This window comes from Nocardioides sp. 616 (assembly GCF_002930065.1).
GTDB classification, from domain to species: domain Bacteria; phylum Actinomycetota; class Actinomycetes; order Propionibacteriales; family Nocardioidaceae; genus Nocardioides; species Nocardioides houyundeii.
The window spans coordinates 167455-183787 of record NZ_POAG01000010.1 but is presented as its reverse complement, the minus strand read 5'-3'; the positions used below and the strand labels follow the sequence as shown (position 1 = coordinate 183787).

General features: G+C 70.9%; 21 protein-coding genes. 2 read left to right on the top strand and 19 right to left on the bottom strand.

Going from position 1 to position 16333, the window contains the following annotated elements:
* Positions 1-693: hypothetical protein (locus tag C5H89_RS02870; RefSeq protein ID WP_205304828.1), on the top strand; the 693-nt coding region annotated here is incomplete at its 5' end.
* An 18-nt stretch (positions 694-711) separates the two neighbouring features.
* Here C5H89_RS02870 and C5H89_RS02865 read toward each other — a convergent pair.
* From C5H89_RS02865 to C5H89_RS02850, 4 genes are all read right to left on the bottom strand, one after another.
* Entirely contained in the window at positions 712-1305 is a 594-nt protein-coding gene (locus C5H89_RS02865; protein ID WP_104105577.1) for a DUF1707 domain-containing protein, read from the bottom strand.
* A 77-nt stretch (positions 1306-1382) separates the two neighbouring features.
* Positions 1383-1820, bottom strand: a complete 438-nt coding sequence (locus tag C5H89_RS02860) for a DUF5709 domain-containing protein (protein ID WP_104105576.1) — start codon at positions 1818-1820, stop codon at positions 1383-1385.
* Positions 1821-1892: 72 nt separating this feature from the next.
* Positions 1893-2489, bottom strand: coding sequence for a class I SAM-dependent methyltransferase (locus tag C5H89_RS02855; RefSeq protein ID WP_205304827.1), 597 nt, complete (start codon positions 2487-2489; stop codon positions 1893-1895).
* Positions 2477-3580: a citrate synthase 2 gene (locus tag C5H89_RS02850; protein ID WP_104105575.1), complete on the bottom strand. Its 1104-nt coding sequence runs from the start codon at positions 3578-3580 to the stop codon at positions 2477-2479. Before C5H89_RS02850 ends, C5H89_RS02855 begins: the two co-directional genes overlap by 13 nt.
* 129 nt (positions 3581-3709) lie before the next feature.
* Between C5H89_RS02850 and pdxH the strand changes: the two genes are divergently transcribed.
* The gene (gene pdxH, locus C5H89_RS02845; protein ID WP_104105574.1) at positions 3710-4372 is read left to right on the top strand and encodes a pyridoxamine 5'-phosphate oxidase; all 663 of its coding nucleotides are present in this window, start codon (positions 3710-3712) and stop codon (positions 4370-4372) included.
* A 277-nt stretch (positions 4373-4649) separates the two neighbouring features.
* Here pdxH and C5H89_RS18795 read toward each other — a convergent pair whose 3' ends face one another.
* The 15 genes from C5H89_RS18795 to C5H89_RS02775 form a co-directional block, all read right to left on the bottom strand.
* Positions 4650-4895: a hypothetical protein gene (locus C5H89_RS18795; protein WP_162799181.1), complete on the bottom strand. Its 246-nt coding sequence runs from the start codon at positions 4893-4895 to the stop codon at positions 4650-4652.
* Positions 4892-6946, bottom strand: coding sequence for a flagellar biosynthesis protein FlhA (gene flhA, locus C5H89_RS02840; RefSeq protein ID WP_104105573.1), 2055 nt, complete (start codon positions 6944-6946; stop codon positions 4892-4894). The genes C5H89_RS18795 and flhA overlap by 4 nt, the downstream gene beginning before the upstream one ends.
* Before the next feature lie 76 nt (positions 6947-7022).
* Positions 7023-8171 (bottom strand): EscU/YscU/HrcU family type III secretion system export apparatus switch protein, encoded by a 1149-nt coding sequence (locus C5H89_RS02835; RefSeq protein ID WP_104105572.1) that lies wholly within the window; start codon positions 8169-8171, stop codon positions 7023-7025.
* 7 nt (positions 8172-8178) lie between these two features.
* Positions 8179-8943: a flagellar biosynthetic protein FliR gene (locus C5H89_RS02830; RefSeq protein ID WP_104105571.1), complete on the bottom strand. Its 765-nt coding sequence runs from the start codon at positions 8941-8943 to the stop codon at positions 8179-8181.
* A 17-nt stretch (positions 8944-8960) separates the two neighbouring features.
* Positions 8961-9230 (bottom strand): flagellar biosynthetic protein FliQ, encoded by a 270-nt coding sequence (locus tag C5H89_RS02825; protein ID WP_104105570.1) that lies wholly within the window; start codon positions 9228-9230, stop codon positions 8961-8963.
* Positions 9227-10093 (bottom strand): flagellar type III secretion system pore protein FliP, encoded by an 867-nt coding sequence (gene fliP, locus C5H89_RS02820; protein ID WP_104105569.1) that lies wholly within the window; start codon positions 10091-10093, stop codon positions 9227-9229. The genes C5H89_RS02825 and fliP overlap by 4 nt, the downstream gene beginning before the upstream one ends.
* Complete coding sequence (locus C5H89_RS02815) at positions 10090-10554, bottom strand: flagellar biosynthetic protein FliO (RefSeq protein WP_104105568.1); 465 nt, start codon at positions 10552-10554, stop codon at positions 10090-10092. Before C5H89_RS02815 ends, fliP begins: the two co-directional genes overlap by 4 nt.
* A gap of 4 nt (positions 10555-10558) precedes the next feature.
* Complete coding sequence (fliN, locus tag C5H89_RS19455; RefSeq protein WP_104105567.1) at positions 10559-11386, bottom strand: flagellar motor switch protein FliN; 828 nt, start codon at positions 11384-11386, stop codon at positions 10559-10561.
* Complete coding sequence (locus tag C5H89_RS02805) at positions 11383-12342, bottom strand: flagellar motor switch protein FliM (protein ID WP_240181659.1); 960 nt, start codon at positions 12340-12342, stop codon at positions 11383-11385. The genes fliN and C5H89_RS02805 overlap by 4 nt, the downstream gene beginning before the upstream one ends.
* 68 nt (positions 12343-12410) lie before the next feature.
* Positions 12411-12869 (bottom strand): flagellar basal body-associated FliL family protein, encoded by a 459-nt coding sequence (locus C5H89_RS02800; protein WP_104105565.1) that lies wholly within the window; start codon positions 12867-12869, stop codon positions 12411-12413.
* Positions 12866-13750 carry a flagellar motor protein MotB gene (locus C5H89_RS02795; RefSeq protein ID WP_104105564.1) on the bottom strand — a complete coding sequence of 295 codons (885 nt, stop codon included), beginning with the start codon at positions 13748-13750 and terminating at the stop codon, positions 12866-12868. The genes C5H89_RS02800 and C5H89_RS02795 overlap by 4 nt, the downstream gene beginning before the upstream one ends.
* A gap of 1 nt (position 13751) precedes the next feature.
* The gene (locus C5H89_RS02790; protein WP_104105563.1) at positions 13752-14516 is read right to left on the bottom strand and encodes a flagellar motor protein; all 765 of its coding nucleotides are present in this window, start codon (positions 14514-14516) and stop codon (positions 13752-13754) included.
* Complete coding sequence (locus C5H89_RS02785) at positions 14516-14827, bottom strand: flagellar FlbD family protein (protein WP_104105562.1); 312 nt, start codon at positions 14825-14827, stop codon at positions 14516-14518. Before C5H89_RS02785 ends, C5H89_RS02790 begins: the two co-directional genes overlap by 1 nt.
* A gap of 152 nt (positions 14828-14979) precedes the next feature.
* Positions 14980-15834 carry a flagellar hook-basal body complex protein gene (locus C5H89_RS02780; protein ID WP_104105561.1) on the bottom strand — a complete coding sequence of 285 codons (855 nt, stop codon included), beginning with the start codon at positions 15832-15834 and terminating at the stop codon, positions 14980-14982.
* 10 nt (positions 15835-15844) lie between these two features.
* Positions 15845-16324, bottom strand: a complete 480-nt coding sequence (locus C5H89_RS02775; protein WP_162799180.1) for a flagellar hook capping FlgD N-terminal domain-containing protein — start codon at positions 16322-16324, stop codon at positions 15845-15847.
* Positions 16325-16333: the final 9 nt, after the last annotated feature.

Below are 16333 nucleotides of genomic sequence, written 5' to 3'. Positions count from 1 at the left end.
GTCCGCCGTACCGAAATCTCGGTACGGCGGACGGCGGCGGTCGGCTCGGCGTACCGTCCCGACGTGCTCGACAGCCGGTTCCGCATGGTCCCCCTCACTCTCGTCGCCACCCTGGTCGCGGCCCTGGTCGGGGCACTGGTCGGCGCTGGCCTGCTGGTTCCCGCAGGGGTGGTCGCGGCACATGCCAAGGAGACGCCGGCGCTCTTCACCTCCGCGATCGAGTCGTACGCCGACTACCAGCCCCAGACCAGGTGCCGACGCCAGGCCAGGTCGGGGGTGCTCCGGCTGGCCGAGTCCCTGGTCGCACGGGGCGGGGGGATGGGCCCCATCGGCAGCAGCTGTGCCGGCTCCGGCACCTCCGAGCACAAGGAGGCGCGAGCCTTCGACTGGATGCTGCAGGCGCGGTCCCGGGCGGACACGCTGATCGCCGAGCAGTTCCTCGACGAGGTGTTCGCCCCTGACCAGGCGGGCAACCCGCACGCGCTGGCCCGGCGGATGGGCATCATGTACGTGATCTGGAACGACCGCATCTGGTCGGCGTACCACGGCTTCGCCGAACGGCCCTACCGCAGCTCGGCCTGCCCGCGGCGCAAGGGCTGCTCTGTCACGCTGCGGCACCGGGACCACATGCATATCTCCCTGATCCGGCGGGCCGCACGCGGGCTGACCAGCTGGTACGTCGAGCAGCCCTGAGGCCGGCGGCTTCCAGGGTCAGGCCTCGGCCTCGGGAAGTCGTGCCTCGCGCTCGCGTGCCTTCAGAGCCTTGCGTTCCTGCGCCTTCAGAGCCTTGCGCTCCAATCGCCCGGTCTCCTCCTCGATGCTGCGTCGGCGTTCGAGCACCACCCGGACGTGGTGCGCGGCCAACGCAGCCAGCACGATGAGCGGCCAGGGGAAGCCCGGACCGCCGCCGAGCGAGCCCACTCCCCACACGGTGAAGCAGATGAGGCTGACGGTGATCAAGGTCCACAACGACTCCTGGCGCCGGCGCTCGTAGCGCTGGACGGCCCTGGCCCGGATCGCCTCGACCTGCTCGAGCGGAAGACCGGACTGGTAGGGGGTCGGCTGGTGCAGCGGCGCAGGGGGCACCAGGTCCGCCACCAGGGGTGGCAGCTCGCCCAGGGTGCGCGAAGCGGTGAGCGTCTCCGAGCGCGCGTCGAACTCCTCGCGGTCCAGGCGCCCGTCCGCGAAGCTCTCAGCCAGGACCTGTGCCACGGCGTCCCGGTCGCGCTGGGCCGAGCGGAGGTGCGCGTGCTCCGGCGCCCGCGGGTCGTGTGACAGGCCCGCCCAGGGATCACCGGCGCTCATGTGTCCCCCTCATATGAGGATTCTAGGCGCCATCCCGCCCGTGCTCGGCTACCGACGCCGCCGACCGCGGGCAGCGCCTACTCCTCGACGATGTGGACCGCGGCCTCCTCGGCGCTCGCGCCGGCGCCGTCGATACCGACGTCCTCGCCGATCAGCTCCTTCTCGGTGTCCTCGCCGATGCCGGCATCGGGGTCGACCAGGCGCCCGGCGCGCTCCGCACCGACCTCGCCGTCGTCGAGCTGCTCCTCGGCCTCGGCCTCTGCCGCCGCCTCGTAGGGGTCGGGCTCGGGGATCTCCTGGCCCAGGCGCTGGTCGAGCGTCTCGCCGGTGGCCTCCTCCAGGGGGGTGTTGCCGAACCCCTGCGCGGCCGACCACTTCTCCGGCGGCGAGTAGCCCTCGTCGAGCGGCTCGGTGAGGCCGCGGTCGTCGACCAGGCTGTCGCCCTCGCCCTGGGGCTGGTCCTCGTCGTCCACGCTGTAGTCGTGGTAGCTCTCGCTGTCGGGGGTCTCGGTCATCGGTGGAACGCTCCTTGGGGTGGGGATCTCTCACCCATCCCGTACCCGATCCAGCGCACGCCGATGCGGTGCTCAGGTGCGGGAGACCACCAGGAACCGCTCGTCCTCGACGGTCCGGCCCCAGAACACCGGCTCGGTGAGGTAGCGCACCGCACCGCTCCGGCCCACCTGGCTGAGCAGGGACACCACCGTGGCCGAGGTGAGCCCGGCCCCGGTGCCCCAGTCGCCCTCGACGAGCAGCAGCCGACCGCCCGGGGCGAGCAGTCGGGTCCAGCGCGCCAGGGCGGCCGCGGGGTCGGGCAGCGCCCAGAGCACGTGGCGGCAGAGCACCACGTCGTAGCAGGCGTCGGCCAGCGGCGGGTCGGCGGCGTCACCGATGGTGAACCGCACCCGGCCGCCGGCCTTGGCGATGCCCCGGCGCAGCATCTCGGGGGAGAAGTCGACCCCGTCGACGACGTACCCCTCCTCGGCCAGCAGCACCGACAGGGTGCCGGTGCCGCAGCCGAGGTCCGCCACCCGGGCCGGGGCCGCCGGCATCACTGCCAGCAGCAGCTCGGCCCAGGCGTTCCGGCACGAAGGGTCGTGCAGCCCGTGGTCGGGACCGTCGTCGAACGTCCTGGCCTCGGTGTCCCAGAGGTCGACCGCGGCGGCGTCGGTCAGTCCGCCCACTCCGACTTCCAGCCCTCGATCTCCGAGGCCGAGCGCGCGGCCGGACCGGTGTAGATGGCCGAGGGGCGGATCAGGCGACCGGTGCGCTTCTGCTCCAGGATGTGCGCCGACCAGCCACCGGTGCGGGCACAGGTGAACATGGAGGTGAACATGTTGGCGGGCACCTCGGCGAAGTCGAGCACGATCGCGGCCCAGAACTCCACGTTGGTCTCCAGCACCCGGTCGGGGCGGCGCTCGCGCAGCTCCTTGAGCGCGGCCTGCTCGAGCGCCTCGGCGACCTCGTAGCGAGGCGCCGACAGCTCACGGGCGGTGCGACGCAGCACCCGGGCCCGGGGGTCCTCGGCCCGGTACACCCGGTGACCGAAGCCCATCAGGCGCTCGCCGTCGTCCAGCAGCTTCTTGACGTAGGCCTCGGCGTCGCCGGTCTTCTCGACGTCCTCGATCATGCCCAGCACCCGGGAGGGGGCGCCGCCGTGCAGCGGGCCGCTCATCGCGCCGATGGCGCCGGAGAACGCCGCGGCCACGTCCGCCCCGGTGGAGGTGATCACCCGGGCGGTGAACGTGGAGGCGTTCATGCCGTGCTCGGCGGCCGAGGACCAGTAGGCGTCGATGGCCTTGACGTGGGCCGGGTCGGCCTCGCCCTTCCAGCGGAGCAGGAACTTCTCGGCCAGGGTTTTGCCCTGGTCCACGAGCTTCTGCGGCACCACGGGCTGGTGCAGGCCGCGAGCCGACTGGGCTGCGTAGGAGAGCACCATGACGGCGACGCGGGCCAGGTCCTCGCGGGCCTGCTCGTCGGTGATGTCGTAGGTCTGGCCGAAGCCGAACGCCGGGGCGAGCATCGCGACCGCGGCCTGCACGTCGACGCGCACGTCACCGGTGTGCACCGGCAGGTTGTAGGGCTCCGCCGCCGGGAGACCGGGGGTGTAGACGCCGTCGATCAGCAGGCCCCAGACGTTCTCGAACGGGATGCGCCCGACGATCTCCTCGATGTCCACACCGCGGTACCGAAGTGCGGAACCTTCCTTGTCCGGCTCCGCGATCTCGCTCTCGAACGCGATGACTCCCTCGAGCCCGTGGTGAACCTCGGTCATGTGATGCGACTCCTTTGTCGGGGGGACGAAGGCACATCACAGATGTACCCCTGGCATTGTGCACCCCTGGCGGTGACAGTGCATCCGGCACCCCGCGAACTCCGGGCCCGGAGGGTCTAGGGTCCGAGGATGGATCCCGATTCCGCGCAGCAGGTGGCCGCGTTGCGACGCGAGTACGCCGACCGGGGCCTCACCGAGGACCAGGCGGCGCACGACCCCTTCGAGGTGTTCCGTCGCTGGTTCGACGAGACCGTCGCCGCCGGGCTGCACGAGCCCAACGCGATGGTGCTCTCCACCGTCTCCACCCAGGGGCAGCCTTCCTCCCGGATGGTGCTGCTCAAGGGGTTCGACGAGCGCGGGTTCGTCTTCTTCACCAACCGGGGCTCGCGCAAGGGCATCGAGCTGGCCGGCACCCCGCGCTGTGCGCTGCTGTTCCCCTGGCACCCGCTGGAGCGGCAGGTACGGGTCACGGGGGAGGCGTGGTCGCTGCCCCCGGACGAGGTGACCGCCTACTTCGCCACCCGTCCCCGGGGCGCCCAGCTGGGTGCCTGGGCCTCGCACCAGTCCGACCCCGTCGCCTCGCGCGAGGAGCTGGAGGCGGCCTATGCCGAGGTCGAGGCCAGGTTCACCGGTGCCCAGGTCCCGGTTCCCCCGATGTGGGGCGGGTATCGGGTGCGCCCCCTGACGGTGGAGTTCTGGCAGGGGCGGCGCGACCGGCTGCACGACCGACTGGAGTACCGGCGCTCCGAGACCGACCCGGGCTGGTGGGAGCGCCGCCGCCTCGCCCCCTGAACCACCCGGCTGCCAATTGTGCGAAAAGCCCTTGGCTGCCGGCCGGTCGCGACCTACGGTTGTGGCACACGGAAAGGAGGTGGTCCGAAAGATGAAGTCTTTACGGATGTGTGAGGTGGCTGCCCGCTAGCAGCGACCAGCCCGCGCTGAGACGCGCTGGCGAATCCACAGCAGTCACCCGACCCGCAGGTCCCCGGAGCTCATCCGTCCGGGACGCCCCGACACCCTCGGCGGCAGGCCTGCGGGTCGCTGCATGTGCGCAGGATCCCGGGTACCCTCAGGCGCCGGGCGGGGTCTCCTGGTCGGGATGCGCCTCCTGGTGCGCGAGCTTGGGGCTGGGCTCGACGAGGACCATCGCCGCCACCACGTTGAGCGCCACCCAGCAGATCACCACCGACAGCAGGTAGCGGGTCAGGGCGTCGCTCAGCGGCAGCGTGCCGTCCACCAGGGACAGCCACAGCGCCGGGGAGGCGACGACCGCCGCGCCGCCCAGGACGCCGCCGTGCAGGGGACTCATGCTCATCGGATCACTCCTGTCGGGGCGAGGCTCAGCTCACCGGAGACGGTGCCCACGGAACGGACCTGGCCGCTGCCGGTGAGCTCGGGGTAGGACAGCACCGGCAGCCGGTCCAGGGTGGGTCGCACCAGGCGGCGCAGAGCGGCGCGGATCTGCGGCGCGCACACCAGCACCGGGCGCTGGTCGCGGTTCTCCGCCTCGTGGCACAGCGCGTTGAGCTGCACCAGCACGTGCTGCCCCAGATCGGGGTCCATCGCCAGGACCGGCCCGGACTCGGTGGCGCGCATCGACTCCAGCATCCGGTGCTCGAGCTGGGGGTCGAGGCTGATCACGTGCACGTTCCCGCTCTGCAGGTAGGGCGCGACGATGGCCGGGCCCAGGGACTGGCGGGCGGCCTCCACGAGACCGTCGAGGTCCTTGGACACCGAGGCCCGCAGGGAGAGTGCCTCGAAGATGCGCACCAGGTCCCGCACGGAGATCTTCTCGTCGAGCAGCGACTGCAGCACCCGCTGCACCTCGCCCAGGCTGAGCTGGGTGGGGGTCAGCTCCTCGATGACCACGGGGTGGGTGCGCTTGATGACGTCGGTGAGCAGCCGCACGTCCTCGCGCCCCAGCAGCCGGGCGGCGTGCTGGGTGACGACCTCGGCCAGGTGGGTGGTGATGACCGAGGCCCGGTCCACCACGGTGGCGCCGGTGAGCTCGGCCTGGTTGCGCAGCTCGGTGGGGATCCACTTCGCCTCCAGCCCGAAGACCGGTTCGACGGTCGCCTGGCCCGGCAGGTTGCCGAGGTAGTCGCCGATCGCCATCACGTGCCCCGACGGGGCCTCGCCGCGCGCCACCTCGATGCCGAACAGGGTGATCGCGTAGGTGCGGCCGGGCAGCTCGAGGTTGTCGCGGGTGCGGACCGGGGGCACCACGATCCCGATGTCGGAGGCGACCTTGCGGCGCAGCGCCTTGACCCGCTCCAGCAGGTCGCCCCCCACGCTGGGGTCGGCCAGGTCGATGATGTCGGCCGACAGCTCCAGTCCGAGCGGGTCGACCTGGATCTCCGCGGCCAGCCGTTCCGGGTCGTCGCGGGAGGGACCCTCGTCCACCAGAGCGGTCTCGGTCGACGCTTCGGTCGCCTGCGGCACCCGGGTGGAGGCCAGCAGCATCAGCCCGCCGGCGAAGATGAACGGGATCTTCGGCAGCCCGGGGATCAGGCAGAGCGCGAACCCGGCGAAGCCGGCGATGCGCAGCGGCATCTGGTTGGCGCCGATCTGGCGCAGGATGTCCGAGCCCATGTCGTCCTCGCCGGTGTTGCGCGTGACGATGAGGCCGGTGGCGACGGAGAGCAGCAGGGCGGGGATCTGGGAGACCAGGCCGTCGCCGATGGTGAGCAGGCTGTAGGTCTGCACGGCTTCGCCGAACGGCATCCCCAGCTGCGCGACGCCGACCGCGAAGCCACCGATGAGGTTGACCAGCGTGATGATGATGGCCGCGACCGCGTCGCCCTTGACGAACTTGGAGGCACCGTCCATCGCGCCGTAGAAGTCGGCCTCGGCGTGCACCTCGGCGCGCCGCCGACGAGCCTCGTCCTCGCTGATCAGGCCCGAGTTGAGATCGGCGTCGATCGCCATCTGCTTGCCGGGCATCGCGTCCAGGGTGAATCGGGCGCCGACCTCCGCGACCCGGCCGGCACCGTTGGTGATGACCACGAACTGGATGACCAGCAGGATCGCGAAGATGATCAGGCCGACGATCAGGGAGCCACCGACGACGAAGTGGCCGAACGTCTCGATCACCTTGCCGGCGTAGCCGTCCAGGAGCACCAGCCTGGTGGCGCTCACGTTGAGTGCCAGCCGGAACAGGGTCATCACCAGGATCACCGCCGGGAACGCGGCGAAGTCCAGGGGCCGGGAGACGAACATCGCCGTCATCAGCACCAGCAGCGCGCCCACGATGTTCAGGGCGATCAGCACGTCGAGGACCATCGCCGGCAACGGCACGACGAGCATCACCACGATCAGCACGATGCCGACCGGGACACCCAGCTGTGTCAGTCGCTTCAGGGGCAAGACAGGGCCTTTCGAGGGTCACCAACTGTGCGCGCCCTCCGTGGCACCGGCGACACCGTCCTGGCGTCCGAAGTCCCTATCGGCCGGGGGGAGGCGAGTCTGAGGGATTCCGGCGGCGACGTCCCACCGGCAGCACGTCGGGCAGCACCTGCTCGGCCCGAGGGCTGCGGTGCTCGCCGCCGTGGTGCCCTCTGGTGCGTCGGCTGATCACGAACGCGAGGACCTGCGCCACCGCGCCGAAGAGCTCCGGGGGGATCTCCTGGCCCACCTTGGTGGCCCCGTGCAGCGCCCGGGCCAGCGGTACGTCGCGCACCAGCGGGACCCGGTGGGCCGCCGCCTCCTCCCGGATCCGGGTGGCCACCGCGCCGGCGCCCCGGGCGACCACCAGCGGTGCCCCGCCGCGCTCGGACTCGTAGCGCAGTGCCACCGCCACGTGGGTGGGGTTGACCAGCACCACGTCGGCAGTCGCCACGTCGGCCATCATCCGGTTGCGGGAGACGGCCAGCTGGCGGGAGCGGATCGCGCTCTTGAGCAGCGGGTCGCCCTCGGTGTTCTTGTACTCCTGCTTGACCTCCTCCTTGGTCATCCGAGTCTGCTTGCCCATCTTGCGTCGCTGGAACATGTAGTCCGCGGCGGCCATCACCAGGCCGGCGATCGCGACGTTGCGGATCAGTCCGAGCGCCTCGTCGGCGACGACCTCGAGCACCACCGGAATCGGGACCAGGCCCCCGAGCATCGGCATCATCGACTTCACCACGGCGTACGCCAGGATCCCGACCAGCGAGCTCTTCAGGAGCATCTTGGCCCCCTCCCACAGCGCCTGGGGCCCGAAGACCCGCTTGGCGCCGGAGATCGGGTTGAGCTTGGAGAACTTGGGCTTCACGGCCTTGGTCGCCAGGTAGAACCCGCCCTGGGCCAGCGCCGCGGCCACGCCGACCACGAGCACCCCCGAGCTGAGCAGCAGCAGTGCCTTGGCCACGTGGGTGAGCCCCTGCCCCATGAGCTGCAGGGCCACCTCGGGGTCGGGCTCGCCCGAGGCGTTCAGGCAGGTCACCATCAGCTCCTGCAACGCGGTGAGCTCGCGACCCAGCAGCATCGGCAGCGCCATGCCGACCAGCAGCATCGAGGCCCAGCCGCCCAGCTCCTGGGTGCGGGGGACCTGGCCCTCCTTGCGGTTCTCCTTGTTCTTGCGCGCTGTGGGCTTCTCGGTCTTCTCTCCGCTCATGCCGGGCTCACCCCCCGCCCGCGATCGTGGCCATCGCCTCGGTCGCCAGCTCGACCAGCCGGTCCATGGCCTCGGGCAGCACCGGGAACGACAGGCCCAGCAGCAGCAGGGTCAGGCCGATCTTGGCGGGGAACATCACGTTGATGGCGTTGAGCTGCGGGGCCACCTTGGTGAGCAGGGCCAGGCCGAGGTCGGCGATGAAGAGCACCGCGATCATCGGCAGCGCGATCTGCACCGCGGTCACGAAGAACATCGTGAACGCGGTGGTCAGCAACCCGGGCGCCCCGGCCACGTCGGGACGCTCGCCCAGGGGCAGCAGCTCGAAGGTGCTGAGCAGGCCACCCAGGATCAGCAGGTGCGCGCCGCTGGCGAAGAGCAGCATGGTGGCGAGCTGCTGGTGGAACTTGCCGAAGACCGTGTTCATGTTCATGCCGAGCGGGTCGAAGCCCTGGGCCAGGGCGAACCCGCCGAACACGTCGACCAGCGAGCCGGCGGCGGTGATCGCCTGGAAGAGCAGGAAGGTCACGAACCCCATGCCGGCACCGACCACCACCTGGGTCAGCGCCACCACGAGCAGCTCGTAGGTGCCCACCGGGATGTCGCCGGCCAGCTCGGGCGCCACCGCGAACGCCAGCCCCAGGGAGAGCACGACCTTGGCCATCGTGGGCACCGACCGGGTGGAGAAGGGCGGCACGATCGCCAGCCAGGCCACGATGCGCACCGAGGCGAGCAGGTAGGCGATCAGCTCCTGACCGGCGATCGTGAGGGTCACCCGAGTCCGCCCGGAGCTCAGACCAGCATCGAGGGCAGCGCCTCGAAGAGGTCCAGGGTGAAGGTCACCAGGGTGTGCAGCATCCAGTTGCCGCTGATCAGCAGCGCCAGCCCGACGCCGACCAGCTTGGGCACGAAGGCGAGGGTGAACTCCTGGATCTGGGTCATCGACTGGAACAGCGAGATGGTGAAGCCGATGACCAGCGAGGTCAGCAGGATGGGCGCGGAGAGCTTGAGCGCCACCAGCATGGTGCGCAGCGCGATCTCGATGACGACGGTGTCGGTCATGTGACCCCTCCGTAGCTGGAGACCAGCGAGGTGACGACCAGCCCCCAGCCGTCGACGAGGACGAAGAGCAGCAGCTTGAAGGGCAGGGAGACCATCACCGGCGGCATCATCATCATGCCCAGCGCCATCAGGGCCCCGCTGACCACGATGTCGATGACCAGGAAGGGGATGAAGATGATGAAGCCGATGATGAACGCCTGCTTGAGCTCGCTGAGCACGAAGGCCGGCACCAGGGTGGTCAGCGCCACGTCCGCCCGGTCGTCGGGCAGGTCGCGACCCGCGACGTTGGTGAGCAGCATCAGCTCCTCGTCGCCGGACTGGTCGAGCATGAACTCGCGCAGCGGCTCGATGCCGTCCTCCATGGCGACCATGGTGGTCTTGTCGCCGTCGAGGTAGGGCTGTAGCCCCACGTCGTTCATCTGGCTCAGCACCGGGCCCATGATGAACAGGCTCAGGAACAGGGCGAGGCCGGCGAGCACCTGGTTGTTCGGGGTCTGCTGCAGGCCCAGCGCGTTGCGGGTCAGGCCGAGCACCACCAGGATCTTGGTGAAGCTGGTGCAGGTCAGCAGGATCGCGGGCAGCAGCGAGAGCAGCGTCATCGCGATCAGCACCAGCACCGGAGTGCTGGGCTTGTCGGTGAGGCCGTCGAGCTCGATGGTCACCGAGGAGCTGTTGGGCCCCTCGGGGCCGCTGGGGCCCTCCGGGGCGGTCAGCAGCCGGCCCGCCGCGGAGACGTCGTACGACGCGGTCTGGAGGGGGGCGGCCTCGGCGGCGGTGCCCAGGCACAGGGTGGCCAGGAGCGCCAGGAGCACGACGACCACGGCGGTGCACCACGTGCGCAGCCGAGGTGGCGCCAGGGTCATGACGGGCGCCTCGCGGTGACCGAGGAGATCGCGGCCAGGGCCTGGCGCCAGGTGGCGGGGGAGAGCACCGAGCCCGCGACCGGGCCGAGCGGCTCCGGCACGGCAGCAGGCGTCACGGCCGGTGCCGCCGCAGGAGTCGGGACGGAGGTGGGGTCGGAGGTGGAGTCGGAGACTCCGGCCGTCCCCTCCGTCAGCCCCAGCGCCTCGTGGTCGACGAGCTCCTCGGGATCCAGCTCGGCGAGCACCCGGACCTGCTGCTCGGTGGTGCCCAGCACCAGCACCCGGCTGCCGACGGTGACCACGGCGACGGACGAGGTGCGGCTCAGCGCCTGGCGGTGCACGACCCGCACCAGTGCGTTGGTGTTGCCCTGGAACCGGCGCTGGCCGATCTTGGCCAGCACCAGCAGCAGCCCCACCACCACGGCGAGGGAGCAGACCAGGCGCAGCGTCAGCTCGAGCACGGGCTCAGGCGCCCGTGTCGTCGAGGATCTCGGTGATCCGCAGGCCGAAGTCCTCGTCGACGACCACCACCTCCCCGCGGGCGATGAGCCGCCCGTTGACCAGCAGGTCGGCGGGGCCGTCGGCGGCGCGGTCCAGCTCCAGCACCACGCCCGGTGCCAGGGCGAGCAGGTCGCGGACCGGCATCCGGGTGCGGCCGAGCTCCACGGTCACCTCCATGTCGACGCCGGCGAGCATCTCGATGCCCCGGTTGGGCACGGCGCTGGTCTGGACGGGGAAGCCCACCGGTCGGCTGGGTGCCGGTGCCTGCGCCGGGGCCGCGGGAGCGGCGACCGGAGCGGACGCGGCCACGGGGGCGGCGGCGAAGTGCGCTGCGGCGCTCGCCGGGTCCTCGACGGCGGCGACGAGCAGCGAGTCGCTGATCAGCACCGCGGCGTCGATCGCCTGACCCACCAGCGGTACGGCGGTGAAGCTCCCGCCGAGGTCGGCGACCACCAGGTCGAGCTCGACCTGGGAGGCGGCGCCGGCGATCATGCCCAGCACCTGGGCGGCCGCGTCGATGGCCGGCTGGGTGGCCGCGGCCAGGTCCAGCCCGCCCAGCGGGCTCTCGGCCAGCGCGCGGACCAGGTCCTCGCCCACCAGGACCGCCACCCGGTGGTGCACGGCGCCGTCGGGACCCTCCAGGGGGGCGATGGCGGCGCCGGCGAAGGCGGCCGTCACGTGCTCGTTGCCGGGCTGCGCGGCCACGGCGCTCAGCGGGCTGGCGGCGGGGAGCACCGCGGCGGCGGCGGTCGCGGCCGCCACGGCGAGCACGGTGTCGGACTGCGGGTTCATCGGGTCTCCTTGGGTGCGCCCACGATCAGGGCGGCGAGACGGGGGCCCTTGGCCCCCGCGGTGGCATGGGCGAACGTGGTGTCGTCGACGCAGACGTCGAGCGGGGCGGAGGCGGGGTGTGCCAGGCGCACCACGTCTCCGATGCGCAGGGCCCCCAGGGCATCGGGATGCAGGCGGGTGGCCCGCAGCCGCACGTTGACCTCGACGGGCACCTGGGCGAACTGGCGGCGCAGCACCTCCGCCGCCCGCTCGCGCTTGGCCAGCTCGCGGTCGGAGACCGGTGCCGGAGCAGCCGCCTTGGCGAGGTGGGGAAGCAGCCCGTTGAACGGCAGGCAGAGGCTGAGGTGGTGCGCACCGTCGCCGATGCGGAGGTCGAAGTTGACCACCACCATCACGTCGGCGGCACCGGCGATCTGGGCGAACTGGGGGCTGTACTCGATGCCCTGGGGGGCCAGCTCGAAGTCGGCGATCGCGGCCAACCCGTAGCGCATCTCGCTGAGCAGCCGCTCGATCAGGCCCGAGAGCACGTTGCCCTCGATCTCGGTGAGGGGGCGGATCGGCTGCTTGTCCGACCCCGGCCCGCCGAGCATGTGGTCGATGCAGCTCATGGTGGCCGCCAGCGGCACCTCCATCATGGCGAGGCCGGTCATCGGCTCTGCCGAGAGCTTCATCAGGTAGGTCGGCGCGTGCAGGGAGTCGATGTAGTCGTCGTAGCTGACCTGGTTGATCGAGAGCAGCTGCACCGAGCAGACGGTGCGCAGCCAGGAGGTGAAGACCCCGGTGGCCTGACGGGCGAAGCTGTCGAAGCCCAGCTGCAGGATCCTGGAGTGCTCGCGGGAGAGCTGGATGGGTCGGCGGAAGTCGTAGACGACCGGCTCGACCTCGCGGTTGCGACGGCGCGCTCGGGCGCCCGACGTCCCGTGGCGGGACGCGGAGGAGGGCGCGGGAGGGGTCACGAGCATGTCATCGGCGCGCTAGACCACTTCCTGAGTGGTTTTGCGCACGTGACATCGCACGCTCGTGGCTACTGGGTGACGAACTCGGTGAAGTACACCTCCATCACGTCTCCGTGATAGCTGTGCTCGAGCTCGGCCATCAGCTCGGCGCGCAGCTCCTCGCGCTGCTCGGGCTTGACCACCTCGGCGACCGGGTGACCGCTGAAGATGGTGATCGCCGCGTCCAGGGCCTTGCTGCCGTCCAGCTCGTGGGCCCCCTCGACGAGCTGGAGCGCCATCCCCAGCCGCAGGTAGTGGCCCGCGGCCAGGTTGAGCTGCATGGGCTCCAGCGTCACCACCTCGCCGGCGACCGGCTCGGTGGGACCGGACGGCTTGAGGAAGAAGAACCAGCCCGCTCCGCCCAGCACCAGCAGCACCACCGCGATGATCAGCAGCTTCTTCTTCTTCCCGCCGCCCTTGCCGGCGCTCTCCTCGGCCTCGGGCGGCCGGGTCGCGGCGCCGGGGGGCGTCATTGCCGTCACGGTCATGTCCTGCCTCCTTGTTGGTCCTGGGCGGCCTCCTCGAGCAGCTCCCGCGTCTCGGCGGGGAGGGAGGAGAGCACCACGATGTCGACGCGCTTGTTGATCCGCTGCGAGCCCGGCTCGTCGACGGGCACCAGGGGCTTCTCGTGCCCGAAGGCCGTCGCGGTCAGCCGGGTGCTGGCGATGCCCTGGTCCTCGTTGAGGTGGCGCAGCACGGTGATGGAGCGGGCGGCGGAGAGGTCCCAGTCGGTGTCGAAGTACTTAGGCTTCACCGGCACCTGGTTGGTGTGGCCGTCGACCTGCAGGGGGTCCGGGATCGGCTTCAAGACCTTGGCCAGGGTGTCGACGACCAGTCGGCCGCGGGCTGTGAGGTCGGCGAGGTTGGCCTCGAACACGACGTGGCGCGAGACCAGGCTGACCACCAGGCCGCGGTCGTCGATGGTGGTCACCACGTCGTCCTGGAGTCCCTTGGTCGACAGCGCCCGGTCGAGCTCGCGCCGCAGCTCCTGAAGCCGGTTCGCCTCGGCCTCCGCGTCGGCGTACGCCCGCTGGGAGCGCAGGCGCTCCTGCTCGGCCACGGCCGCCGTGACCGCGGTCTGCTCCTTGGGGGAGAGCTCGCGGTACTGGTCGGGGGTGAGCGTCTGGACCGCGGCGCTCCCGGGGTTGTCCAGCAGGGACTGCGAGCCGTCCATGACCGCGGCGGAGACGCCGAACCCGGCGGCCAGGCCCTCCTTGAGGGCGCTGAACTTCTTCTCGTCCACCGCGCTCATGGAGAACATCACGATGAACAGCACCATCAGCAGGGTGACCATGTCGGCGTAGGTCACCAGCCAGCGCTCGTGGTTCTCGTGCTCCTCCTCAGGCTCACGACGCTTGCGCGCGGCCATCTCAGGCCGCCTCGGCGTGCTGGCCGGCGGGGAGCAGCGAGATCAGCTTCTGGGCGACCACCCGAGGGTTGGACCCGGCCTGGATGGCCGCGACCCCCTCGATCGCCACCTCCATGCGGTTGGCCTCGAGCTCGCTGAGCCGCTTGAGCCGGCTGCTGATCGGCAGCCAGATGGCGTTGGCCGACATCACGCCCCACAGGGTGGCGAGGAAGGCGGCGGCGATGAGGTGCCCGAGCTTCTCCGGCTCGGCGAGGTTCTCCAGCACGTGCACCAGGCCCATCACGGTGCCCACGATGCCGATGGTCGGGGCGTATGCGCCGGCGTCGCCGAAGAACTTGGCCGCGTGCTTGTCCTGGGACCGCTTGGCGTAGACCTCCGCCTCCAGGATCTCGCGGACCTCGTCGGGGTCGGTGCCGTCGATGGCCAGGGTCATCCCCTTGACCAGGAACGGGTCGTCGATCTCGCGCAGCGAGTCCTCCAGCGCCAGCAGCCCGTCGCGCCGGGCGCGCTCGGCCAGCGAGACCACGGTCGGCACCAGGTCGGCGGAGTTGGGGGCCTTGGCGGTGAGGGCCCGCTTGAAGGCCTTCACCGCGTGCTTGCCGTCGGCCACCGTGCCACCGGCGAAGGTGATGGCCAAGGTGGCGCCGAAGACCAGCAGCATCGGCGGGAGCAGCAGCATCGAGGCGGGGTTCCCGCCCTCCATCATGTTGGAGGCGATGATGATGACGAAGGCCAGGACCAGGCCGATCAGGGTTGCCGGATCCATCAGGACTCCTGGTGGTCGCGGCGGCCGGCAGCCTCGCGGTGCAGCGACGCGACGGGTGCCAGGTGGGGCGAGTCCTGGTCCGGGTGGGCGAAGAAGAGGTGCTCGGGGTCCGGCGGGACGTACGCCGAGAGGGCGACGATCTCGCTGCGGAAGGTGCGCACGGCGGCGATGACCTGGGTGAGGCTCTCGGAGACGACGTACTTGGTGCCGTCGGTCAGCGAGATGACGGTGTCGGGGGTGGCGTCGACGCGCTCGATGAGGTCGGAGTTGAGGACGAACCTCGATCCCGAGAGTCGGGTGAGCATGATCATGCGTCGCACCATCCTTGTGCTTCGACAGAAAGCCGGGGCCATCCGTGGCCCGACACCGTGCTGATCGGCCGCGCGGTGCGCGACCTGAGGGATCTTGCGGCAATCCGTCCGCACCGGCTGGTGAAGCCGGTGCGGACGGACCCCGCCACGCCTCAGCGCTTGATGTTCACCAGCTCCTCCAGCACCTGGTCGGAGGTGGTGATCACCCGCGAGCTGGCCTGGAAGCCGCGCTGGGCCAGGATCAGGTTGGTGAACTCGGCCGCCAGGTCGACGTTGGACATCTCCAGGGCACCGCCCTTGACGGCGCCGCGACGTCCCTCGCCGGCGGTGCCGAGCTGGGCGTCGCCGGAGTTGGCCGAGGCGCGGAAGGCGGTGCCGCCGACCTTCTCCAGGCCCATCGGGTTGGTGAAGTCGGCGATCGCGATCTGGGCCAGGTCGCGCTGGATGCCGTCGGAGAACAGCCCGCGGACCTTGCCGTCGGTGCCGATGTCGTACGACGTCAGCTCGACGCCGGCCGGCACGGCCGGGACCGCCCCGGCGGTGCTCAGGGAGACGTCGACCAGGCCCCCGGTGCGGTTTCCTGCGGCATCCAGGGCGTAGCCCTGCACGCGGCTCCCGTCGGGGGAGACCAGGCTGCCGGAGACGTCGAAGGTGAAGGCGCCGGCGCGGGTGTAGAGCTGCTCGTTGCCCTTGCGGATCACGAACATCCCGTCCCCGGACAGCATCAGGTCGGTGGCCCGGCCGGTCGCCTGCTCCGAGCCCTGGGTCAGGTTGGTCGCGGTCGTCGCGACCTGCACGCCCAGGCCCACCTGGAACGGGTTGGTCCCGCCGCGATTGGCGTTGGCGGCGCCGGCGCCGGTCATCACCTGGCTCAAGGTGTCGGAGAAGACGGTGGTGGCGCTCTTGAACCCGGTCGTGTTGGCGTTGGCGATGTTGTTGCCGGTCACGTCGAGCATGGTCTGGTTGGCGCGGAGTCCGGAGATGCCGGAGAAGAGTGAACGAAGCATGGTGGTTACCTCACTGGAAGTCGGGGACGGCGGGGGGGACGGTGGCGCTGGTCGGGCTGCTGGTCGATGAGCCAGTGGTGCCGACGGTGGCCACCAGGGCCAGCGGCACCTGCTGTCCGCCGACGTCGAGGAGCGGGCCCTCGGTGCTGAAGGTGACGCCCTGGACCAGGCCGCTGCTGGTGGCGCCGGTGGTGGCATCGGTCCAGGTCACGTCGCGGCCGACCAGCCCGGTGGCCCCGAAGGCCATCTGGCTGGAGACCAGCATCGCGGTCTGGTCAGCCACGGCCTGCATCTTCTCCAGGGCCGTGAACTGCGCCGACTGGGCCAGGAACTGTCCGGAGTCGGTGGGGTTGAGTGGGTCCTGGTAGCGCATCTGCGCGACCAGCAGGTTCAGGAACATGTCCTTGTCAGCCGTCGCGGACTGCGACGGTGTTGCCGTCGATGCCCCGAACAGGCTCGGCGACACAGACTCGGTGGCCTGGATCGACACGGTTACCTC